At 72.8% G+C, this 22,546-nt stretch carries 17 protein-coding genes and 1 pseudogene; 10 read left to right on the forward strand and 8 right to left on the reverse strand.

The window, feature by feature from the left end; translation table 11 throughout:
• Window positions 1-111: 111 nt before the first annotated feature.
• Window positions 112-417 (reverse strand): chorismate mutase, encoded by a 306-nt coding sequence (locus ACZ68P_RS24885; RefSeq protein WP_471009757.1) that lies wholly within the window; start codon window positions 415-417, stop codon window positions 112-114.
• A gap of 336 nt (window positions 418-753) precedes the next feature.
• On the opposite strand from ACZ68P_RS24885, the gene guaA reads away from it, so the two are divergent.
• The 4 genes from guaA to ACZ68P_RS24905 all read left to right on the forward strand — a co-directional run bounded on the left by guaA (window position 754) and on the right by ACZ68P_RS24905 (window position 5,348).
• Complete coding sequence (guaA, locus tag ACZ68P_RS24890) at window positions 754-2,355, forward strand: glutamine-hydrolyzing GMP synthase (protein ID WP_471009760.1); 1,602 nt, start codon at window positions 754-756, stop codon at window positions 2,353-2,355.
• A 117-nt stretch (window positions 2,356-2,472) separates the two neighbouring features.
• Window positions 2,473-3,261, forward strand: coding sequence for a class II aldolase/adducin family protein (locus ACZ68P_RS24895; RefSeq protein WP_471009763.1), 789 nt, complete (start codon window positions 2,473-2,475; stop codon window positions 3,259-3,261).
• Window positions 3,262-3,417: 156 nt separating this feature from the next.
• Entirely contained in the window at window positions 3,418-4,674 is a 1,257-nt protein-coding gene (locus ACZ68P_RS24900; RefSeq protein ID WP_471009765.1) for a hypothetical protein, read from the forward strand.
• Window positions 4,675-4,790: 116 nt separating this feature from the next.
• On the forward strand, window positions 4,791-5,348 hold the full coding sequence (locus tag ACZ68P_RS24905; RefSeq protein WP_471010149.1) for a DoxX family protein: 558 nt from the start codon (window positions 4,791-4,793) through the stop codon (window positions 5,346-5,348).
• A 156-nt stretch (window positions 5,349-5,504) separates the two neighbouring features.
• Here the strand turns inward: ACZ68P_RS24905 and ACZ68P_RS24910 are convergent, their stop codons facing one another.
• Window positions 5,505-6,860 (reverse strand): PspC domain-containing protein, encoded by a 1,356-nt coding sequence (locus ACZ68P_RS24910; RefSeq protein ID WP_471009769.1) that lies wholly within the window; start codon window positions 6,858-6,860, stop codon window positions 5,505-5,507.
• A gap of 185 nt (window positions 6,861-7,045) precedes the next feature.
• On the opposite strand from ACZ68P_RS24910, the gene ACZ68P_RS24915 reads away from it, so the two are divergent.
• Window positions 7,046-8,314 carry a PspC domain-containing protein gene (locus ACZ68P_RS24915; RefSeq protein ID WP_471009770.1) on the forward strand — a complete coding sequence of 423 codons (1,269 nt, stop codon included), beginning with the start codon at window positions 7,046-7,048 and terminating at the stop codon, window positions 8,312-8,314.
• Window positions 8,311-9,018: a LuxR C-terminal-related transcriptional regulator gene (locus ACZ68P_RS24920; protein WP_471009772.1), complete on the forward strand. Its 708-nt coding sequence runs from the start codon at window positions 8,311-8,313 to the stop codon at window positions 9,016-9,018. Before ACZ68P_RS24915 ends, ACZ68P_RS24920 begins: the two co-directional genes overlap by 4 nt.
• Before the next feature lie 178 nt (window positions 9,019-9,196).
• On the opposite strand, the gene ACZ68P_RS24925 is transcribed toward ACZ68P_RS24920, so the two are convergent.
• Window positions 9,197-10,267, reverse strand: coding sequence for a C40 family peptidase (locus ACZ68P_RS24925; RefSeq protein ID WP_471009773.1), 1,071 nt, complete (start codon window positions 10,265-10,267; stop codon window positions 9,197-9,199).
• Between the two features lie 348 nt (window positions 10,268-10,615).
• Here ACZ68P_RS24925 and ACZ68P_RS24930 point away from each other — a divergent pair, with 348 nt between their 5' ends.
• Window positions 10,616-10,969 carry a hypothetical protein gene (locus tag ACZ68P_RS24930; RefSeq protein WP_471009775.1) on the forward strand — a complete coding sequence of 118 codons (354 nt, stop codon included), beginning with the start codon at window positions 10,616-10,618 and terminating at the stop codon, window positions 10,967-10,969.
• A gap of 178 nt (window positions 10,970-11,147) precedes the next feature.
• Here ACZ68P_RS24930 and ACZ68P_RS24935 read toward each other — a convergent pair whose 3' ends face one another.
• Window positions 11,148-12,305, reverse strand: coding sequence for a C40 family peptidase (locus ACZ68P_RS24935; RefSeq protein ID WP_471009777.1), 1,158 nt, complete (start codon window positions 12,303-12,305; stop codon window positions 11,148-11,150).
• A 274-nt stretch (window positions 12,306-12,579) separates the two neighbouring features.
• Here ACZ68P_RS24935 and pcrA point away from each other — a divergent pair, with 274 nt between their 5' ends.
• Window positions 12,580-15,027, forward strand: coding sequence for a DNA helicase PcrA (gene pcrA / locus ACZ68P_RS24940; RefSeq protein WP_471009780.1), 2,448 nt, complete (start codon window positions 12,580-12,582; stop codon window positions 15,025-15,027).
• Between the two features lie 180 nt (window positions 15,028-15,207).
• Here the strand turns inward: pcrA and ACZ68P_RS24945 are convergent, their stop codons facing one another.
• A complete protein-coding gene (locus ACZ68P_RS24945; protein WP_471009782.1) occupies window positions 15,208-16,671 on the reverse strand; it encodes a M23 family metallopeptidase in 1,464 nt (487 codons plus the stop codon).
• Window positions 16,672-16,934: 263 nt separating this feature from the next.
• Window positions 16,935-17,732, reverse strand: a complete 798-nt coding sequence (locus ACZ68P_RS24950; RefSeq protein WP_471009784.1) for an esterase/lipase family protein — start codon at window positions 17,730-17,732, stop codon at window positions 16,935-16,937.
• Between the two features lie 208 nt (window positions 17,733-17,940).
• Between ACZ68P_RS24950 and ACZ68P_RS24955 the strand changes: the two genes are divergently transcribed.
• A complete protein-coding gene (locus tag ACZ68P_RS24955) occupies window positions 17,941-18,348 on the forward strand; it encodes a cobalamin B12-binding domain-containing protein (protein ID WP_365718623.1) in 408 nt (135 codons plus the stop codon).
• Between the two features lie 342 nt (window positions 18,349-18,690).
• Here the strand turns inward: ACZ68P_RS24955 and ACZ68P_RS24960 are convergent, their stop codons facing one another.
• Together ACZ68P_RS24960 and ACZ68P_RS24965 are read right to left on the reverse strand one after the other, a co-directional pair.
• Window positions 18,691-20,343, reverse strand: a complete 1,653-nt coding sequence (locus tag ACZ68P_RS24960; protein WP_471009788.1) for a DUF5691 domain-containing protein — start codon at window positions 20,341-20,343, stop codon at window positions 18,691-18,693.
• Between the two features lie 181 nt (window positions 20,344-20,524).
• Window positions 20,525-21,868 (reverse strand): SWIM zinc finger family protein, encoded by a 1,344-nt coding sequence (locus ACZ68P_RS24965; RefSeq protein ID WP_471009791.1) that lies wholly within the window; start codon window positions 21,866-21,868, stop codon window positions 20,525-20,527.
• Between the two features lie 175 nt (window positions 21,869-22,043).
• On the opposite strand from ACZ68P_RS24965, the pseudogene ACZ68P_RS24970 reads away from it, so the two are divergent.
• Window positions 22,044-22,444, forward strand: a pseudogene (locus ACZ68P_RS24970) (hypothetical protein).
• The last annotated feature ends 102 nt before the right edge of the window (window positions 22,445-22,546 follow it).

A 22,546-nucleotide genomic window follows, 5' to 3' on the forward strand; every position in this document is an offset into this window, starting at 1 on the left:
GGCGCTTTGTGCGGGTGTCGACGGTCGGCCGTGCTCGGCCGCTCGTTCCTCGCGGCCTGTGCGCGTTCTCCCTTTCGACACCCGCGCGCCCTTCGCCTCACTCGCCCCGCGTCAAACGCGGCCCCGGCACAGTTCCAGCATGGTCATCGCGAGAGCGGTGCCCGGCTTGCCCAGCGCGTCCCTGTAGTGGCCCAGCACCTCCATCTCGCGCGCGAGATTCACCCGGCGGCCGCCCGAGCCGATCCGGGCCTCCTGGATCACGGCCGAGACCGCCATCCGTTCCTGGATCAGGCCGATGATCCGGTCGTCGAGCGCGTCGATGCGCTCGCGGGCGCCGCCGATGAGCGCCGCCGCCTCGTCGGTGCGGGCGCCGGTCTTCTCGGTGCGGGTCTTCTCGGTGTGGGTCGTCGTGGTCATGGCCGGGGCTCCTCGTGATCGGGGGTTCGATACCGGGGCCCCGGAGCGGCACGGCCCGGAAACGACAGAGCGCCCCGGGCCTTGTCGGCCCGGGGCGCCTGGGAAGTCGCTTGTCAGTTGCTCAAGCAGCACGACCATGGCAGCCGGACGGGCCGGTGCCATAGGTAAAGACGAAGGTCGGGAGCTTGCGCATGGCGACAGTATGGACCCCGCCTCCGGACCGGGGCCAACCCGCGTTCGGATGGTGAGACGAAAAGCGACATCGGCGCGCCGGTAGAATCGACACATAGACCCCCGTCTCGGGGGACCTTCTCCTACCGCCGGAAGGCCGCCGTAGTGTCATCAGCGACTCCCGCTGCCGCGCCCGACGTCTCCAACCCGGACGTAGTCCTCGTTGTCGACTTCGGCGCCCAGTACGCCCAGCTCATCGCCCGCCGCGTCCGTGAGGCCCGGGTCTACAGCGAGATCGTCCCGTCCACCATGCCGGTGGCCGAGATGCTGGCCAAGAACCCCAAGGCGATCATCCTCTCCGGCGGCCCGTCCTCCGTGTACGCGGAGGGCGCCCCGCGCCTCGACCGCGCCCTCTTCGAGGCCGGCGTCCCCGTCTTCGGCATGTGCTACGGCTTCCAGCTGATGGCGACGACCCTCGGCGGCACCGTCGACAACACGGGCGCCCGTGAGTACGGCCGGACGCCGCTGCACGTCTCCAAGGCCGGCTCGACGCTGTTCGAGGGCACCCCCACCGAGCAGTCGGTGTGGATGTCCCACGGCGACGCCTGCTCCGCCGCTCCCGAGGGCTTCTCGGTCACCGCGTCCACGGACGTCGTGCCGGTCGCCGCCTTCGAGAACGACGAGAAGAAGCTGTACGGCGTCCAGTACCACCCCGAGGTGCTGCACTCCACGCACGGCCAGCAGATCCTGGAGCACTTCCTCTACCGGGGCGCCGGCATCGAGCCGAACTGGACCACCGGCAACGTCATCGAGGAACAGGTCGCGGCCATCCGCGAGCAGGTCGGCGACAAGCGCGCCATCTGCGGTCTGTCCGGCGGTGTCGACTCCGCCGTGGCCGCGGCGCTCGTGCAGAAGGCCATCGGCTCGCAGCTCACCTGCGTGTACGTCGACCACGGCCTGATGCGGAAGAACGAGACCGAGCAGGTCGAGAAGGACTTCGTCGCCTCGACCGGCGTCAACCTCAAGGTCGTCGACGCGCAGGAGCGTTTCCTCGCCGCGCTCGCCGGGGTCTCCGACCCCGAGGAGAAGCGGAAGATCATCGGGCGTGAGTTCATCCGCGTCTTCGAGCAGGCGCAGGCCGAGATCGTCGCCGAGTCGGCGGGCGCCGGCGAGGACGTCGCCTTCCTCGTCCAGGGCACGCTCTACCCCGACATCGTCGAGTCCGGGGGCGGTACCGGCACCGCGAACATCAAGTCGCACCACAACGTCGGCGGCCTCCCCGAGGACCTGGAGTTCGAGCTCGTCGAGCCGCTGCGCCAGCTCTTCAAGGACGAGGTCCGCATGGTCGGCCAGGAGCTCGGCCTGCCGGAGGAGATCGTCCAGCGCCAGCCCTTCCCGGGCCCCGGCCTCGGCATCCGGATCGTCGGCGAGGTCACCAAGGAGCGCCTGGACCTGCTGCGCGAGGCCGACGCCATCGCCCGCGAGGAGCTCACGGCCGCCGGTCTCGACCGCGACATCTGGCAGTGCCCGGTGGTCCTGCTCGCCGACGTGCGCTCCGTGGGCGTGCAGGGCGACGGCCGCACCTACGGCCACCCGATCGTCCTGCGCCCCGTCTCGTCCGAGGACGCCATGACGGCCGACTGGACCCGCATGCCGTACGACGTGCTCGCGCGCATCTCCACCCGGATCACCAACGAGGTGGCCGACGTGAACCGCGTGGTGCTCGACGTCACCAGCAAGCCGCCGGGCACCATCGAGTGGGAGTAGTCCCCGCAGAGGTCCCTCCCGTACGACGGTGAAGCCGCCGCCCCCACCGCGAGGGGCGGCGGTTTCGTCGTGCGCGGGCTCTGGTGAGTTGCGAGGCCCGGCGTTACCTTCCCGCGCATGAGCGAGACACCCGCCCCCGTGCCCGTCGAGCAGCTCCGCTTCGCCATGCCGCCCGTCCACGCCACGCCGGCCGAGGAGCGCGCCCACCGCAGGCAGCGACTCGCGGGCGCGCTCCGGCTCTTCGGCCGGCTGGGGTACGAGGAGGGCGTCTCCGGGCACATCACCGCACGGGACCCGGAGTTCCCCGACTGCTACTGGGTCAACCCCTTCGGGATGCCCCTCGGCGAGACCACCGCGAGCGAACTGATCCTGGTCGACGGCGACGGCCGGGTCCTCCGCGGCGGCCACCACGTCAACCAGGCCGCCTTCGCCGTCCACGCCGCGATCCACCGGGCCCGGCCCGAGACCGTCGCCGTCGCGCACACCCACTCCCTCCACGGCCGCGCCCTCGCCGCCCTGGGCGAGCTGATCGAACCGATCACCCAGGAGGCCTGCGGCTTCTACCAGGACCACGCTCTCTACGACGCCTACACGGGGGTCGCCGTGGACCCCGAGGAGGGGCGGCGGATCGCGACCGCCCTGGGCCCGTACAAGGCGCTCGTGCTGCGCAACCACGGCCTGCTGACCGTCGGCACCACGGTCGACGCGGCCGCCTGGTGGTTCATCACGATGGAGCGCTGCGCCCGGGTGCAGCTGACCGCGCGGGCCGCCGGCAAACCCGTGCCGATCGGCCACCGGGAGGCGCTGGCCACCCGCGAGCGACTCGGGACCGACCTCGCCGCGTGGATCAACTACCAGCCGCTGTGGCGCACGATCAGCCGCTCGGAGCCCGAACTCCTGTCGTAGAACATCCCGGCCCCATACGCAGAACGTCGTAGAAGGTGCCCGTACGTCAATGTGATGACGGGTCCATCACTCCCGCGCGGGGCGCTCGAAGCACGTGGATCGCCCGCGAGTGCGACACAATTCCGAAGAACCAACGGTGAGTTGACGGATCGGGAAGTGAGCGCCGTGGCGGTGCGAGAGGCGAGACGGTGCCAGGAGCCGACGCTGTGCGGTGACCCCGCGCCATGCGCGTGCGGCGGACGGACGGGGCACCGGCGCGCCGTCGCCGCCTTCCTCGCGCTGCGCGACGAACTCGCGGCGGGACACGGTGTGCCGGCCGCCGTCGCCCATTCGCCGGTGGCCTCCCGCCAGTGGGTCTCCGACGAACTCGGCCAGTCCGCCCGTACCGTCGCCGCGCGCGGCCGAGCGGCGAGCGAGGCATGGCTCCGGCGCGTGCGGCGGGCCACGTTCGGCGCGGTCTGGGGCGCGGTCCTCGCCCTGCTCCTCGGTCAGGCGCTCACCGCGCTCGGCACCGGGTGGACCGGTCCGCGCACGGCGGCCCTGGGCGCGGCGCTCGTCCTCGCCGCGCTCCTCACCGGCGCGGCGCACGCCCACTGGACGCGCGGCGGGGTCCTCGCGCCGCTGATCGGCGAGGACAACCGGCTCTCCACCTCCCGAACCGTCGCGGCCGGATGGCTCCTCCTCACCCTCTACGCCCTGCTCTTCGTGACGTTCCGCCTGGTCACCGGCGCGGACCGGATCGGTCTCGGGGCAGCGCGCGCCGCCGGCCTGCTGACCGTCTTCGCCCTGACGTCGGCGGTCGCCGTGGCCGTCCGCCGGATCGTGTGGGGGCGGGTCCTGGGTCTGCGGCTGCAGAAGGTCCGCGCCGACCGGCCCCGCGCCGTCGACATCGTCGCCGACGACGACGGCCGCGCCTGCCTCACCGACCTGCAGTACGTCCTGGTCTCCGGCGTCGTCCTCGTCCTGTGCGCGGTGCGGCTGGCGGACGAGCCCGACCGGCTGCCCGGACCACCCTGGTCGGCGGCGCTTCTCGTCGCCGTCTCAGCGGCCTGCTATCTCGCGGGGAAGTGCCTGGAGGGCGGGCGGCCCGCGATCCTCTCGGTCGTCAGGTCCCGCGAGCCGGGCGACCTGGACGCGCCGATCCGTACCGGCGACGACATCGAGATCCGCGGCGCCGGCTTCGTCCCGCCGGGCGCGGACGGCCCCGACCCGCTCACCCGCCTCGTCGTGCGGATCGGCGCGGTCCACGCCCGTGTCCCGCTCGTCCCGGTCCCCGGCGGCTTCGCCAACCCGACGGACTCGTCCCTCACCGTCCCCCTCCCGGCGGACGTCGAGCCGGGACGGGTCGAGGTGTGGGTCGTGACCGCCTCCGGCGCGGAGTCCAACCGGGTCACCATCGACGTCGTCGACTGAGCCGACCGGGCCCCTCTGAACCACCGCCGTGTCCCCCGCGTATCCAGAAGCGGGACGTCCGAGGACAATCGATTCCCCGGACACGGGCGCGGAGAGGCAGGCCGGCGATGACACGAATGCGGCGGGCGAACGGGCCGTACGGCCCCGGTGCGGGCACGGGTGGCCGTGGACACGGCGGGGGCGGGGAGGGTCGGGGAGCCGGCGGGGCGCCCGGCTGGAAGGAGACCGCCTCGCGGTACGCGCTGCTGCCGCTGCGGCTCTTCCTCGGCGTCACCTTCGTCTACGCCGGGCTCGACAAGCTCACCGACTCCACCTTCATGGCCGGCACGGGCACCGGCTCGATCGGCGAGATGATGCGGGCCGTACGGGACGGCTCCGCCGTCCCCGCCCTCGTCGACCTGGCGCTGAAGAACCCCGTCGGCTTCGGCTACGCCATCGCCCTCGGCGAGCTGGCCGTCGGCATCGGGACCCTGGTGGGGCTCTTCGCCCGGCTCGCCGCCCTCGGCGGGGCGCTGATCTCGCTCAGCCTGTGGCTGACGGTCAGCTGGCAGACCCAGCCGTACTACTACGGCAACGACCTCGCCTATCTCATGTCCTGGCTGCCGCTCGTGCTCGCCGGGGCCTCCCTGTTCTCGCTCGACGCGCTCCTCGCCGAACGACGGCGGAGGCGGTAGGCGACCCAGGTCACCAGCGAGGCGACGCCGAGACCGCCGCAGAGTACCGGGACCACGGCGTACCAGGGCGTCACCCACGCGTCGGCGGCGTCGCCCGCGTAGAGGACCGCCAGGGCGAGCGCGGTCGCCCCGACGACGAGCCGGCCCGGTCGGAACTCATGAAGCAGCACGGGTGACCTCCACCTGTCCGAGACCGACCTCCAGCGAGAGGTCGAGCGTTCCGCCCGGGACGGTGCCCGCCGGCGGGGTGAGCGTACGGGTCTCGTCGCGGTCCGGCGCGATGTCGATGTCCCCGGGGTGCTGCTGGGGCAGCCGCACGTCCCCGAGCCCGACCTGGGCCCGCAGCCTTACCGTCACGTTCGCGGGGACGACCACCTCCACCTTGCCCGCCCCGACGTCCACGGCGGTCCCGACCGTCGTGCCGGCGGGGACCGCCAGCCGCGAGAGGTCGAGCGTGCCGACGCCCGAACCCAGTTCGTAGCGCGGCTCCACGGCGGCGACCGATGCCGGTCTCCACGTCGTGCGGACCCAGTCCGTGGAGATCTCCTTCGGCAGCGCCGCCGCCACCGCGAGCAGGCCGGCCGTCACCACGGTCACGAAGACCGTGCCGAAGCCGGTCCGGCCGAGGAAGCTGCTGAGCACCAGGCCGAGACCCAGCACCGCCAGGGCGGCCACCAGGCCGATCTGGAGGCTCGTGCCCACCGGATGGGTGTCCCAGGACAGGCCGGTGCCCAGACCGCCCGCGAGCAGGGTGAGGAGGAAGACCAGTCCGCCGATGGAACGGGGACCACGCCGGGCCGCGGGCGCGGCGGCTACCGGCCCGCCGGGCTCCGGCACCCAGCCGCCCCACTGACTGCCCGGGGTCACCCGCTCGCCGTTCACCAGGCCGTCCGCGTCCGCCCCGTGCGGACCCCAGAGGTATCCGATCGCGATGGGGCCGGTCGAGCCGTCCTTGACGATCGGGTCCTTCCACCACGACGAGAACTCGACGAGCGGCGGTGCCTTGGTCTCCGGCGGCGCCTCGGCGACCGCCGCCGCCGTCGCGGCGACCAGCCGGCTCTCCGCGTCACCGCCCGCGAGCGCCTGGCGGCGGCGCTGCGACCAGACCGCCGCGCCGCTCACCGCCGTGGACAGCAGCATCGCGAACGCGATCGTCCCGCCGTTGTGCAGCATCGACAGGAAGATCCCGCAGCCGACCATCGCCATCAGGACGGCGGAGAGGGACGCCCCCTCGACCCGGCCGGACAGCAGCTTGCGGCCTTCGTTCTCCTCCTCGCCCGCCTGCGGGATCAGCAGCCAGGCGAAGCCGTAGAAGATCAGCCCGACGCCGCCGGTCACCGACAGCACCCCGAGCGCGATCCGGAAGATCACCGGGTCGAGATCGAAGTGCCGCCCCAGGCCCCCGCACACACCGCCCACGACCTTGTGCCGCGCCGAGCGGCGCAGAGGCGCGACGGCGGGAGCCACCATCGGCGGCGGGGCCTCGTGCGAGGAAGGCGTCGAACTCGTCATGCCTCCATGGTGACGGCCGGTGACCCCCGGCGGCACCGGGCACGACCCTGGCCCGACCCTGATATTCGCCCGACTCCCCACCCCGAGAGCCACCCGGGGACACGACCGAGGTGTTCGCTCACCTAGGGGGATTCTCAGGGCCGCCCCTGATGTACCGGCCCGTGCCCGCGTGTGACGATCGACGCATGCCAGCATCCGCCCGCGTCGCAGACACCGACGAACCGCCCGTGCGCAAGCTCTACCGGAGCGCCGACGGGCGGTGGCTCGGCGGTGTCGCCCGCGGCCTCGCGGGACACCTCGGGCTGCCCGTCGTCTGGGTCCGCGCCGTGTTCGTGGCGCTGCTCCTCGCCGACGGGCTCGGGGCCCTGCTGTACGCGGTCTTCTGGATCGTCGTCCCGCTGGGCGTCGGCGGACGGGCCGCGCCCCGGCCCGTGTTCGAGACGACCGAGGACGGCCGCCGGCGGCTGCGCAAGCCGGACCGCGGACAGGTCTTCGCCTTGATCGCGCTGGCGGTCGGTGCCGCCGTCTTCGTCGGCAACATCGACTTCGGCAACCGGGCCGACCGGTACGTCTGGCCGACGCTGCTGATCGGCGTCGGAGTCGTCCTCGTCTGGCGGCAGGCGGACAACGCCCGCCGCGCCAGCTGGACCGAGCCAGGCCGCCGCCGGCGCACCCTCCAGCTCGCCCGCGGCTTCGCCGGTGTCGCCCTGGTCGGGCTCGGCCTGACCGCCTTCATGGTCGTCCGAGGCTCCGCCGCCCAGCTCGGCACGGCGTTCACGGCCGCCATAGCGGTGCTCACCGGCATCGCCCTCCTCGCCGGTCCGTGGCTGGTCCGCATGTCCCAGGACCTCAACGAGGAACGGACCATGCGCATCCGCGCCCAGGAGCGCGCCGAGGTCGCCGCCCATGTCCACGACTCCGTCCTGCACACCCTCACCCTGATCCAGCGCAACGCGGAGGAGCCGGGGGAGGTGCGGCGCCTGGCCCGCGCGCAGGAGCGGGAGCTGCGGAACTGGCTCTACAAGCCGGAGGGCACGGGCAAGGACGAGGACGAGGAGCCGGACACCCTCGCCGAGGCGGTGAAGAAGGCCGCCGCCGAGGTGGAGGACATGCACGGCGTCCCGCTGGAGGTCGTGGTCGTGGGCGACTGCCCGCTCGACGAGAAGCTGGCCGCACAGATGCAGGCCGCACGCGAGGCGATGGTCAACGCCGCCAAGTACGGTGGCGGAGGCGGGGCGGTGCAGGTCTACGCCGAGGTGGAGGGACGCACGGTGTTCGTCTCCGTCCGCGACCGGGGGCCGGGCTTCGACCTGGACTCCGTCCCCGGCGACCGGATGGGCGTACGAGAATCGATCATCGGCCGGATGCAGCGCAACGGCGGTTCGGCCCGGCTGCGGTCCGTTCCGGGCGGGGGCACCGAAGTGGAGCTTGAGATGGAGAGGGCGGACGCATGAGCGACGAGACCGGGACCGGGACGACGGCTTCGGAGGCCACGGAGCGCCGGGTGCGGGTCGTCCTCGTCGACGACCACCGGATGTTCCGCACGGGCGTTCAGGCCGAGATCGGCCGGACGGACGTCACCGGCGTCGAGGTGGTCGGCGAGGCCGCCGACGTGGACCAGGCCGTCACGGTGATCACCGCGACCCGCCCCGAGGTGGTGCTGCTCGACGTGCACCTGCCCGGGGGCGGCGGGGTCGAGGTGCTGCGCCGTTGCGCCGGCTTGCTGTCCGCGCCGCAGAACCCGGTCCGCTTCCTGGCCCTCTCGGTCTCCGACGCGGCGGAGGACGTCATCGGGGTGATCCGTGGCGGTGCCCGTGGCTACGTCACCAAGACGATCACCGGCACGGACCTGGTCGACTCGATCTTCCGGGTCCAGGACGGCGACGCGGTGTTCTCCCCCCGCCTGGCCGGCTTCGTCCTGGACGCCTTCGCCTCCACGGACGCCCCGCCGGTCGACGAGGACCTGGACCGCCTCACCCAGCGGGAGCGGGAGGTGCTGCGGCTGATCGCGCGGGGATACGCCTACAAGGAGATCGCCAAGCAGCTCTACATCTCGGTGAAGACGGTCGAGTCCCATGTCTCCGCGGTGCTGCGCAAGCTCCAGCTCTCCAACCGGCACGAGCTGACCCGCTGGGCGACCGCCCGCCGCCTGGTCTGACCGCCGGGCCGGCCCGGCGGTCAGACCAGGCGGTCAGAGGACCCGAGGGCGGCGAGGCGTCGGCCCGCCCGGGGCAGGGTCGCCCCTGCCGGGACCCGCGCGCTGGGCCCCGCAATGCCCAGGCCCGCCCGCCCGGCCCCCCCGTCGGGGCCGGCCCGCCCGGCCCCGCACGCCGGGGTCAGCCGACGCGGGTGGCACCGGCGAAGGGCATCTCGTCGATCGGCGCGACCCGCACCGGTGCGCCCGGGCGGGGAGCGTGGATCATCTGCCCGCCGCCGATGTAGAGACCGACATGGCTGATGCCGGAGTAGAAGAACACCAGGTCGCCCGGAGCCAGCTCCGAGCGGGAGACCCGGCGACCGGCGTTGATCTGCGTGTAGGTCGTGCGCGGCAGGGAGACTCCCGCCGCTCGCCAGGACGCCTGCGTGAGGCCGGAGCAGTCGTACGCCGAAGGCCCCGTCGCGCCCCACACGTACGGCTTGCCGATCTGGTCCCGGGCGAAGGCGATGGCCTCGGCGGCGCGGGCGTTCGGGGCGGCCACCGGTCCGCGTGGCAGGGAGCCCCGGTCGGCGCGGGGGGCGGCCGCGGCGGGATCCGCGGCGCCACGGCCCGCCGAGGCCGCTTCGTACCGTGCCCGTTCCTCGGCGGTCAGCCGGGCCAGCAGCGCCCGGGCCTCGTCGAGTCTGCCCTGCACCGCCGTCTTCTGCCGGCGCAGATCGGCCTCGTGCCCCCGGAGCTCCGCCAGCCGCCGGGTCGACTCGGCGCGCAGCTGTCCGATGCCGGCCTGTTCACGGCGTACGGAGGTGACGGCGGCGGCCCGCCGGTCCCCCTCCTTCTCGGCGAACGCGGCACGCTCCAGGTACTCGTCGGGGTCGGAGGTGAGGGCCAGGCGCACGGCGGGGTCGAGTCCCCCGGAGCGGTACTGGGCGGTGGCGAAGGAACCGAGACCGCCCCGCAGGGTGTTGAGCCGGTCGGTCCGGCGGGCCGCCTCGTCGCGCAGCCGGTTCAGCGCGCGCCGCGCCTCGGTGGCCTTCTCCTTCGCGCCGTTGTACTTCTCGGTGGCCACCTCGGCCTCCTGGTACAGCCGGTCCACCTTCGCCTTCACCTGGGCGGGGGTCGGCCGGGGCTCGGCGTGCCCGGCGCCCTCGAACACGGTCGCCGTCGCCGCGGAGGCGAGGGCCAGGGTGGCGGCGGTCCGTACCGCCTGACCGCCGAAGGGGAACTGCCTGGGCTTCCGGTGCGCTGCCACGAGGGCGGGTCACATCCTCTCCCTGCGGGGGCCGATGACCGCCGGGGCCGGCGACGGTCCGCACAGGGGAGACGGGCCGCCGCCGGTTTTTCTCGGCGGGGGCGGCCGACTGTCGCCGGGAGACCCGGCGGTGGTGGGAAGCCGGCCACCTGGGGGAGGACGCTAAACCTGGGCGTCACGGGGCGGCGGGGAGTTGACCGCTATTGGCGCCAATTGTCCCTTCGGGACCGTTCGCGTCCGGGAGAGGTGACGCGTGGAGCCCGCTTTCCTGTGTCGGCCTGACCGATGTGCGGGAGAGGGCGGACCCGGCCGGAGGAGGGTGCTATGGGCCCGGTTAGGCTCCGCCCCATGGACGTACTCATCAATGTCTTCGTCGCCCTGCACATCATCGGCATCGGTTCCCTGCTCGGCGGGTTCCTGACGCAGATGAAGGCGATGGGCGCGGGTACGGCCCGCTTCAGCCCCGCGATGCTGCACGGCGCGCTGACCATGCTGGTCACGGGCATCGCGCTGGTCGGCCTCAACCAGGCGGACGACCAGACCGTCAACAACGTGAAGATCGGCATCAAGCTGGCCGTCCTCGTCGTGATCCTCGCCCTCGTATACGTGAAGCGGGACGAGGAGAAGGTCGACAAGGGCCTCTTCGGCGCCGTCGGCGGCCTGACGATCGCGAACATCTTCATCGCGACGCTCTGGACCTGATCGTCGGGGCCCTCGGGTCTCTCCGTCGAGCCCTCCGGACCTGATCGCCAGGGCCCTCGGACTCTCCGTCGGGCCTCCCGGATGTGAGCGTCAGGGCCCCGGATCTCTCCGTCGGGCCCATCCGAAGGTCCGGCCCGCGGGGGCGCGCCGTCCGGCCCGCCCCCCCGGAGGCGGGGCGTCACGCCGGACGCACGCTCCCGTAGATCGGCATGTAGTAGATCGACTCCTCGCGGACGTTGGCGCCCGGCTTCGGCGCGTGGATCATCTTGCCGCCGCCGATGTAGAGGCCGACGTGGCTGATGTCGTCGTAGAAGAAGACGAGGTCCCCCGGCAGCAGGTCGTCCGTGGCGACCCGGGTGCCCACCTTCACCTGGTCCCAGGTGGTGCGCGGCAGGTCGACGCCCGCCGACTTCCACGCGGCCTGCGTGAGCCCGGAGCAGTCGTACGAACTCGGGCCCGTCGCCCCCCAGACGTACGGCTTGCCGATCTGGTCCCGGGCGAACTCCAGCGCCTTCGCCGCCTTGGCGGCGTACGTGGAGCCGCCGGTGGGCGGCGGGGTGACCGGCGACTCGGGCCGCTGTTCCCGGCTCGCCTCCTCCTGCCGGCGCCGTTCGGCCTCGGCCTTCGCCCTCGCCGCCTCCGCCTCGGCCCGCTCCTGCGCCTTGCGCCGGGCCTCCGCCTCCCGCTTGCGCTCCAGCTCCGCGAGCCGGGCCTTCTCCTCGGCGGTCAGCCGGGCCAGGAGGGTGCGCGCCTGCGCCAGCTTCCCCTGGACCGTCTGCTTGCTGGTGCGCAGCGCCGCCTGTGACTCGGTGAGGCTCTGCAGGCTCTTCGTCGCCTCCGCGCGCTGCTTCGCCGCGGCGGCCCGCTTGCCCTCGTAGTCCGCCACCGCGCTGCGCTGCCGCTCGGAGAGCCGGTCCATGATGTGGGTCTGCTCGAAGTACGACTGCGGGCTGTCGGCGAAGATCAGCGCCGCCGTCGGTCCGACCGCCCCGGCCCGGTACTGCGCCGCCGCGTACGAGCCGAGGGTCCGCCGCGACTCGTTGATCGACTCCGTCCTGCGGGCCATGTCGTCGAGGATCCCGTCGACGTTGCGCCGCTGCCGGTCGGTGGACTCCTTGGCCCGGTTGTACTCCTGGGTCGCCGTGCCGGCCTGCCGGTAGAGGTCGTCGACCTTCTTCTGGATCTCCTCCACCGTCGGCTTCGGCGGAGCGGGCGCCGCGCCGGCACTCTGCGTGGACAGCAGGGTGACCGAGGCGATCGCGGCCGTCGTGACCCCGACGGCGGGGGAATGCGTACGGGTGCTGCGCGGCTTGCGATGGGACGCCAAGACCGGCATCTCCTTCCGTGGACGCCGAGGCGTGAGGGCACGACTGCCTCGCGGCAGGGCCGGATGCGGCGTGGGCCGCCCGCTCGGCGTGATTCGCCGTTCGGAGGGGACGGGCTGCTTGGGCGAGCACGCTAGCCAACCCGTGGGGCGGCTGGGAAGTCCGATGTTCGATATGCCCGATACATTTTCGTGACCTGAAGTGGACTGTCACCCTCCGTAAAAATATGGTCACTTCGGGAGGTGGGGGTGGGTTGTCGGTGGGGCGGCCTAGACTCGTTAGGCGATGAGCAGCCTCTTTGACGACAGTTTCCTGGCGGGCCTCCGGAACCACTCCCCGGAGGAGCCCCCGCCCCCTCCCGAGGACCACGAGCACGGCGCTCCGGCCGCGGAGGAGGTCCCGCACGACCTCTTCGGGGGCAGGTTCGACGCGCCCGCGCCCCGGGACGCGTACTACCGCGACGGAGCCCCGCGCCCCGTCGTGGACGCCGCCGCGCTCCTGGAAGGGCTGAACGAACAGCAGCGCGCCGCCGTCGTGCACACCGACACCCCGCTGCTCATCGTCGCCGGAGCCGGCTCCGGCAAGACCCGGGTGCTCACCCATCGCATCGCCCACCTCCTGGGCACCCGCCACGTCCACCCCGGCCAGATACTGGCGATCACCTTCACCAACAAGGCCGCCGGCGAGATGAAGGAGCGCGTCGAGCAGCTCGTCGGCCCGCGCGCCAACGCCATGTGGGTGATGACGTTCCACAGCGCGTGCGTCCGCATCCTGCGCCGCGAGTCGAAGAAGCTCGGCTTCACGTCCTCGTTCTCGATCTACGACGCCGCCGACTCCAAGCGCCTGATGGCGCTGGTCTGCCGCGACCTGGACCTCGACCCCAAGAAGTTCCCGCCGAAGTCCTTCAGCGCCAAGGTCTCGAACCTCAAGAACGAGCTGATCGACGAGGAGGCCTTCGCCGACCAGGCCGCCGACGGCTTCGAGAAGACGCTCGCCGAGGCGTACCGGATGTACCAGGCGCGGCTGCGCGAGGCCAACGCCCTGGACTTCGACGACATCATCATGACGACGGTCCATCTGCTCCAGGCGTTCCCGGATGTCGCCGAGCACTACCGCCGCCGCTTCCGCCACGTCCTCGTCGACGAGTACCAGGACACCAACCACGCCCAGTACACCCTCGTACGGGAGCTGGTCGGCACGGGCTACGAAGACCTGGACCCGGCCGAGCTGTGCGTCGTCGGTGACGCGGACCAGTCGATCTACGCCTTCCGCGGCGCGACCATCCGCAACATCCTCCAGTTCGAGGAGGACTACCCCAACGCGACGACGATCCTGCTCGAGCAGAACTACCGCTCCACGCAGACCATCCTCTCCGCCGCCAACGCCGTCATCGAGCGCAACGAGTCCCGCCGCCCCAAGAACCTCTGGACCAACGCGGGCGCGGGCGCGCAGATCACCGGCTACGTCGCCGACACCGAGCACGACGAGGCGCAGTTCGTCGCGGACGAGATCGACCGGCTGACGGACGCGGGCGAGGCGAAGGCCGGCGACGTCGCCGTCTTCTACCGCACGAACGCCCAGTCCCGTGTCTTCGAGGAGATCTTCATCCGCGTCGGCCTGCCCTACAAGGTCGTCGGCGGCGTGCGCTTCTACGAGCGCAAGGAGGTCCGCGACGTCCTCGCCTACCTGCGCGTCCTCGCCAACCCCGAGGACAACGTTCCGCTGCGCCGCATCCTCAACGTCCCCAAGCGGGGCATCGGCGAGCGCGCCGAGGCCATGATCGACGCCCTCTCCCTCCGCGAGAAGATCACCTTCCCGCAGGCGCTGAAGCGGGTCGACGAGGCGTACGGCATGGCGGCCCGCTCGGCCAACGCCGTGAAGCGCTTCAACGCCCTCATGGAGGAGCTCCGCACCATCGTCGACTCGGGGGCCGGCCCCGCCGTCGTCCTCGAGGCCGTACTGGAGCGGACCGGCTATCTCGCCGAGCTCCAGGCCTCCACCGACCCGCAGGACGAGACCCGGATCGAGAACCTCCAGGAACTCGCCGCCGTGGCCCTGGAGTTCGAGCAGGAGCGCGGCGAGGAGCCCGCGACCCTCGCCGAGTTCCTGGAGAAGGTCGCGCTCGTCGCCGACTCCGACCAGATCCCCGACGAGGACGAGGAGGGGTCCGGCGTCATCACGCTGATGACGCTGCACACCGCCAAGGGCCTGGAGTTCCCGGTGGTCTTCCTGACCGGCATGGAGGACGGCGTCTTCCCGCACATGCGCGCGCTCGGCCAGGCCAAGGAGCTGGAGGAGGAGCGGCGCCTGGCGTACGTGGGCATCACGCGCGCCCGCGAACGGCTCTATCTGACCCGCTCCTCGATGCGCAGCGCCTGGGGCCAGCCCTCGTACAACCCTGCCTCGCGCTTCCTGGAGGAGATCCCGGCGACGTACCTGGAGTGGAAGCGCACCGGCCCCATGGTCAAGCCCGCCGGTCCGACCTCCGGGATCACCTCCCAGCTCTCCTCCTCGCGCTCGCGCTCGGGCCCCTCGGGCTTCGCCACGCGCCGCGCCGGCGAGAAGCCGGTGATCACGCTCCAGGTCGGCGACCGGGTCACCCACGACCAGTTCGGCCTGGGCACGGTCATGCAGGTGACGGGCGTCGGCGGGGACGCCCAGGCGACGATCGACTTCGGCGACGAGAAGCCGAAGCGGCTGCTCCTGCGGTACGCGCCGGTCGAGAAGCTCTGACCCGCGGACGGACGCACGGAAGAGGGCCCCGCACGGAAAAGGGCCCCGGCTTCGGCCGGGGCCCTTTCGCGTGGGGCGTGGGGCGTCGTCGCGTGGTGCGCGACGCGTAGGGCGTGACGTGGTGCGTCTGCGCGCTGGCGTGTAAGGCGTGGCGCGTGTGAGGCGTGGTGCTCGGCCGGGTCAGCCGGTCGGGCTGAGGCCGTGGCTGCGCAGCCACGACTCCGGGTCGATCGCGGCCCCGCCGTTCGGCCGCACCTCGAAGTGGAGGTGGGGGCCGGTGGAGTTGCCAGAGTTGCCGGAGTAGGCGATCACGTCGCCGGCCTTGACCTTGCCGGAGCGGATCTTGGTGCTGCTCAGGTGGCAGTACCAGGTCTCGGTGCCGTCCTCGGCGGTCACGATCGCCATGTTGCCGTAGGCGCTGTTCCACTGGGTGCGGACGGTGCCGTCGGTCGCGGCCATCACCTTCGTGCCGTACTGGACCGGGAAGTCGATGCCGGTGTGCACGGACATCCAGTTCACGCCGGCCTGTCCGTAATGGGCGCTGAGCTGGTGCAGCTTCACCGGGAGCATGAACTTCGGACGCAGCGCCTCCTTGCGGGCCGCCTCCTCCTCACGCTTCTTCTTCTCCGCTTCCTGGCGAAGCTTGAGGTCGATGCGCTCCTGGGTGCGGCTGGCGCGGTCGCCGAAGTCGCGGGCGTCGGCGCTGAGCGCCGCGAGCTGCGTGTCGAGCTTGTTGTTGGCGGCGACCGGCTTCACCGACGACGGGTCGGCCGCGGCGACGGCCACGTCGTCCTTGGTCTCGGCGCCTGCTTCGGTGAGGCCGCCGACCGAGGCGGCGGCGATTCCGGCGACTCCCATGACGCAGGCGGACGGGACGGCGACGGTCAGAAGGGCGGAGCGCTTGGCGGGCGTACGGCGACGGCCGCGGCTGCCACCGGAGGAGCGGCGCACGGGACGGGCCGTGACGGGGGCCGCCTCCGTGAGGATCTCCGAGGCCGGGCCCGGTTCCTCGGGCTCGTACGCGTGCTCCGCCGGGCTCTCGTAGCCGTAGTCGTACGGGTGCTCGTCGGGCAGGACGGCCTCGAACTGCGCGGTGTGCTCGGCCCCGTGCTCGACCGCGTGCGCGGCGTCAGTCCCCGCGGCGTGCTCCACGACGTGGTCGCCGTGCCCGCCACCGTGCTCGGCACCGTGATGGTCGGGGAGGAAGTCGTACTCGGGGGTGTACTGCTGCGGAACGACCGGCTCCGTGTGGAGGTGCTCCTGCTCCGGCGCGGCGGCGTGGTTCCAGGCGGTGGCGTCGTACGTACCCGTCTCGAAGGCGGGAGTCGTCCACTGGCCGGTGGTGTCGTACGAGGCGAGGGGGGCGGTCTGGTACTGACCGGTCTGCTGCGCCTCGTTCCAGGCGCTCGCGTCCCACTGGCCGGTGGTGTCGTACTGCTGCGTCATCGGCTGCTGCGTGACGTAGGCGTCGTACGCGCCGGCGTCCCACTGGTGGCTGCCGTTCCACTGCGTGGTGTCGTACTGACCGCTGTGATCCGCGTCGTACCCCCCCGGGAGGGCGCCGAACAGGGGGTCGGTGGCGAAGCTGCCGGTGCTGTGCATGTCGTCTCCGACGTATCCGGCGTGGGGGTGCTGGTCGTTCACCAACTTCTCTCTCGCCTCGGCGGCAGGACCAGTCCGGGTCGGGCCCGATGAGGGGTGTCCCGGGGGTAAGCAGTGGCGCGACTGTACCCGGCGGTATGCGCAGCCGACAATCTTCGGAGGGTTTTGGTCTCGCAGGAAACGGGCAATCGGCCGTGTTTCGGCGGTCTCGGGGAGAGCTTTGGCTCTGTGTTCGAGGAACGTTCGAAGAATGAGTGCCTTCTGGCGGCCTGTCAGGCGTCCGGAGGTGATCGCTCGTGTCGCCGTCAAGCGACGGACGCGGCTCCGGGGTCGCCGGCCTCCGGTGCGCCGGTCTCCAGCTCCTCGGCGTCGAGGACGCGCACGATGCCGGAGGCGACCGTGGGGTGCACCGGCAGGGCCAGGTGGCCGATTCCGCTCACCTGCACGTTGTGCACCAGAAGGTCGGGGTGGTCGAGACGTGCCGTCTCGACCGGGACCATCACCTGGTCCAGGTCGCTCCAGAAGCTGACGAAGCGGGTCCGGCAGGAGGGCGCGGGGCCTGCCAGCTCCCGCAGCACGTCGGATCCGGGGCGCATCTGGCGGACGAGCGGGTGGGCCCCGGCCCAGGGTATGGCGGTGGTGCCGGCGTGGGGGGTGCCGAGCATGACCAGCGTCCGCACCCGCGCGTCACCGCCGAGGCGCTGTACGTAATAACGAGCGATCAGGCCGCCGAGGCTGTGCCCCACGAGATCGACGCGCTCGTGACCGGTGCGGGCGCACAGCTCCTCGACACGCCGGCCGAGCAGGACCGCGGCGGTGCGCAGGTCGCACGTGAGCGGGGAGTAGTTGAGCGAGTCGAGACAGTCACGGCCGTGCCGGGTGAGGCAGCGGCGCAGCAGGACGAAGACCGAGCGGTTGTCGACGAAGCCGTGGAGGAGGACGACCGGGCGACGGCCGGAGGCCGGTCCGGAGGCAGGGGTGGTGACGGTGCGCTCACGGACGATTCCGGAGGGGTAGAGCATCATGTGTCCGGTGAGGATCGCCAGCTCCAGGGCGTTGGCCTTCAGTGCGGTCGTGACCTTGGTGAGCTTGGTGAACACCATCGGCGACCTCCACCCGGTCTGCGGCCCGCGGGCCCCGGGGACGGGCCCCGGGGACGGGCCCCGGGGAGGGTCCGGCGCGGGACGAACACGCCCCACGTGTGATTTCCCCCTCGCTGTCCACCGCGAAACGGTCCCTTGCGGGATGCTGGCGATAACGTTCGTTCACCTCCCCGGCAATCAGGCGCGGGGGTCGCATGTGGAGGCAGTGATGGGTGTGACCGGTCCGATCCGCGTGGTGGTGGCCAAGCCGGGCCTCGACGGCCACGATCGCGGGGCCAAGGTCATCGCGAGGGCGCTGCGGGACGCCGGTATGGAGGTCATCTACACCGGGCTGCACCAGACGCCCGAGCAGATCGTGGACACGGCGATCCAGGAGGACGCCGACGCCATCGGCCTGTCGATCCTCTCGGGCGCGCACAACACGCTCTTCGTGAAGGTCCTGGAGCTCCTGCGGGAGCGCGACGCGGAGGACATCAAGGTCTTCGGCGGCGGGATCATCCCCGAGGCGGACATCGCGCCGCTGAAGGAGAAGGGCGTCGCGGAGATCTTCACGCCGGGTGCGACGACCGCGTCCATCGTCACCTGGGTGAACGCGAACGTCCGCGTCGCCGCGTAACCGCCGGAACGACGGAGAGCGCCGGCGCGGCGCAGTGCGGGAGCGGCGGTGAGCGGGCGGTCGACGCGAGCAGCGGCCGCTTGGCGGCCGACTGCTTGGTGCCTGGTGCCTGGTGCCTGGTGCTCGTCCGTGTGCCGAAGCGCGGAAGCGACGAAGCGCCGTCCGTGCCACGGGCCACGGGCGTGGGAGGTTCCGCGGCCGGTTTCGTGCGGCCTGGTGACGTGCCGCCGACGTCGCACAGGTGGCGGCGCGCGGGCGCCTTCGGCCGCCCGCGGTGACTTATGGTCGCCTCCGGCCGGTCGCGCTCCGCCCTTGCCGTCGCGGGAGGCGGGCGCCCGGCGGTCAGCCCTTCGGATCCGCCGCCTGCGGCTCCGGCCGGGCCTGCGGCTCCACCTCCAGTTCCGCGAGCATCTCGGCGCGCAGGCGCAGGGTCGACACCAGGCGCTGGAAGGCTTCGGACCAGTAGCTGCCCGCCCCGGGGGAGGCGTCCTCCGCCTCGTTCGGGAGGGCAGTCAGGGAATCCAGCTGGGGGGCCGCGGCCGGTGAGAGGCAGCGCTCGGCCAGGCCCATCACTCCGCTGAAGCTCCACGGATAGCTGCCCGCCTCCCGGGCGATGTCCAGGGCGTCGATCACCGCTCCCCCCAGCGGCTCCGCCCAGGGCACCTCGCAGACGCCGAGGAGCTGGAAGGCCTCGGACAGGCCGTGGGCCGCGATGAAGGAGGCGACCCAGCGGGCCCGCTCCTCCTCCGGGAGCGTCGAGAGCAGCTGGGCGCGTTCGGCGAGGGACGAGGTGCCCGGGCCCGTCGCGGGCGGGGCCGACGGGGGGCCGAGCAGGGCCCTCGACCAGGCCGGGTCCCGCTGTCGTACGGCGGCCCGGCACCAGGCGGCGTGTAGCTCGTTCCGCCAGTCGTCGGTGACCGGCAGGGCGGCGATCTCCTCGGGAAGGCGTCCGCCGAACCGGGCCGGCCAGCAGGCCAGGGGCGCCGCCTCCACCAGTTGGCCCAGCCACCAGGACCGCTCGCCGCGGCCCGTGGGCGGGGTGGGCACCAGGCCGTCCCGCCGCATGCCGTCGTCGCACTCGTGCGGTGCCTCGACCACGATCGTCTCGGCCCCTTCCGTACGGTCCAGACTGACGCAGGAGGCGGCGCGCCGCGCCATGCGGCCCGCGAGCGCCGATTCCGGGAGCGCCGAGAGGAGTTCGGCGGCGGTGGAGCGGACGTTGCGGCTGCGGTCCGACAGCGCGGCCTCCAAGAACTCCTCGTCTGCGCCCGACAGCCCGGCCCGCAGCGAGTCCAGGAACATCAGCCGGTCCTCGGCCCGCTCCGCCTGCCATGTGGAGGCGAGCAGGGAGAGGGCGGCTGCCGGGTCCTCGGCCCGGAGGGCTCCGAGCAGGGCGACACGCTCCGCGAACAGGCCCTCCGACCACAGCTTCGCCACCTCCTCCGGGTTCCGGGCGCCGGGGAGAGAGGCGCTGCCGGCCGTGCCGCGCAGGGCGAACTTCCACTCCGGATTGAGCCGGGCGAGCCACAGCCCCCGCGGGCCGGCCAGCGCGAGCGCCTGCGGGCGCAGGTCGGTCCGGGCGCGGGCGGCGTCGAGCAGGGCGGGCAGGGAGGACGCGGGTGCCGCGAAACCGCGTTCGTTGGCGGCGGCGAGCCACTGGGGGAGCAGCTCGGCGAGGTCGGGCGCGGCCCCGCGGCGTCCTCCGGACGGGGCGGGGGCCGCACGGTCCGCGAGCAGCCGGCCGAGGCGGTGGCGGGCCGCCTCGGGCAGCGGGCGGCGGGGGTCTTCGGGTGCGGGCTCGGGAGCCGGTGCGGCGGGTCCGGGGCGCAGTCCGGCCCTGCGCCGCACGGTGTGCACGGCCGCGGCGTCGAGCAGGGCGACCGGAGCGTCGCCGCTCGCCGCCGTCACCCCCGCCCGCGCGGTGGCGGAAGCTGCGGGCGGCCGCCGGTCGGTGCCGAGCAGCGCCGAGGTGACGAGCTCTTCCCAGGCGTCCATCGGAGTCCTCCAGGCTGTCGTCGGAGTCGGGGTCGGGGCTTGACTCGGTGTCGGTGTCGGTGTCGGCTCGGGTCGGGTCGGGTCGTGCCGGGCCAGGCCTGGTGCGGGGCGCCGACGGGTCCGCCGAGTAGGCGCGTGCGCGAGCCGGGCCGGATGAGCGAGCCAAGGGGTGCGCGGGGCGTCAGTGGAGTGGGACCGTCTCGCCTGGGGACTCCGCCGACCAGGCGGCGAGCGGGGTGAACCCGCGATGCCCGCACTCGCCGAAGACGCGTACCGGCCGGCCGCCGGACAGTGCCGCAAGGCGCCAGAGACCCGGTCGGGCGAGCGCGGCGGCGCTCACCGGCACCGCCTCTCCGTCGCCGCTCGCGCTGCCCCGGTCGGCGAGCTGCCAGCCGCACTCCGTCGGTATCGGCACGACGTCGGTCAGGGTCACCGGCCAGGAGTCGAGCCAGGGGTCCTCCCGCAGGGCGAGGCCGTACGCCGTGAGGGCGTCGGCGACGGTGCCGCCCGGCGGCGGGACGTCGAGCGGTGCGGGAGCGGCGAACTGCTCGACCCACTCGGCCCGCACGGCGCCTGCACCCTCGTGCAGCGCGAGGGCGGCGTCGAGGACGGAGCCGACGGGGAGGGAGAGCTGGGGTGCCCGTCCCGCCGCGCCGAAGGAGAGCAGGAGCGCCGTGCGCCCGCTCTGCCGGCCGTGGAGCCAGATCCGGCGAGTCGTCAGTTTGCCGTCGGAGGTGTCGCTCTGGGCGAGGACCAGCCAGTGATCCCGCATCTCCGGGCCCCGTGTGGGTGTCGTGAGGCCGACGCGGGTGCGGACGGTCGCCGCGAGTGGACCGGGGAGCCGGTCCACGCCGAGCCAGGCCCTGCCGAGGAGATGGGTGAGCGCGCACTCCTCCAGGAGTCGCACCGGCCAGCCGGGGCCTGAGCCCGGCAGGGCGCCCAACTCCCGCACCCGGCCGGCGAGTCCCGGCGCCTGGGCGTCGACCATGCGGGCCGCCGTCTCCTCCCACAGGGCGTACCCGGACCGCTCCGCCGTCGCCAGGCCACCGCGCAGCAGATCGGCCAGCCGCTGCTCCAACTCCTCGGCTCCTGCGGTGATCCGCGCCGCGCGCCGCTCGGCACGGCGGCGCGCGGCCTCGGGATCGGCGGGCGCGGCCGGGGCCGCCGCCCGGCCGGCCTCCTGGCGCTCGCGCCGGTTCCGGAGCCACGGGGCGGCCCAGTCGGGGGCCTCGGCGGCGCCGGCCGTGCCGTCCGATGCCCAGAGCAGCAGCAGGCCCAGTGCGTGCTTGCACGGGAACTTCCGGCTGGGGCAACTGCAGGTGTACGCCGGCCCCCTTGTGTCGACCACCGTGCGGTACGGCGTGCTGCCGCTGCCCCGGCACAGCCCCCACACCGCGCCCTCACCGCTGCCCGTGCCGGACCACGGACCCGCCGTGCCCAGCTTGTTCCCCGCTCTGCGCGAGGCGTCGTCAGGAGCCAGAGCCAGCACCTGATCCGCCGTCCAGCGCACCCCCTGTGTGTCCATGTCCCTGACGTTAGGGGGCGCCACTGACAACGGCCCCGGCCTGCGGTTTCGCTGCTCCGGACCGACCAGGAAGCCGCTTGACTTTACCTTCTCTTTACCATTTCCTGCGAGGGAGGAGGCCGGAGAACCGGCCTCACCGCCCCGCGTCACCGCGGCAGTTCAGGGGGACACCGTGATGAAGCGCACCATCCGTACCGCCGTCTCGGCGCTCGCCGTCACCGGCCTCGCCTTCGGCCTCGGCGCCTGCTCCGCGGCGGCCGACCAGGTCGACAAGGCCGTGAACGAGTCGTTCGAAGTCACCTACGAGGTACCGGCACCGGCATCGAGTCGATCGAGTACCACGCGGGCGGCGGCACGGCCATGGAACCCAAGATGGAGTCGGAGAAGAAGCCGGCCACGCCGTGGAAGAAGACGGTGACGCTGAAGGGCGTCATGCCGCCCGCCGTGATGCCGGTCGCGCTCAATCCGGCCGACCTCACCTGCAAGGTCGTGCACGAGGGCAAGGTCATCAAGGAGGCCAAGGGCCAGGCGGCGCTGACCGGCGGCTGCGTCGCGGTCTCCCCGATCGCCGGCTGACTCCGCCCGGAATCACCGGACTTACCGCTCCGAGCTGCGGCGACGGCGGATTGTCAGTGGCATGGTGCACGGTGGATCCCACATCAGGTCGAACGATCTGGA

It is taken from the genome of Streptomyces sp. NPDC036822 (assembly GCF_055609145.1).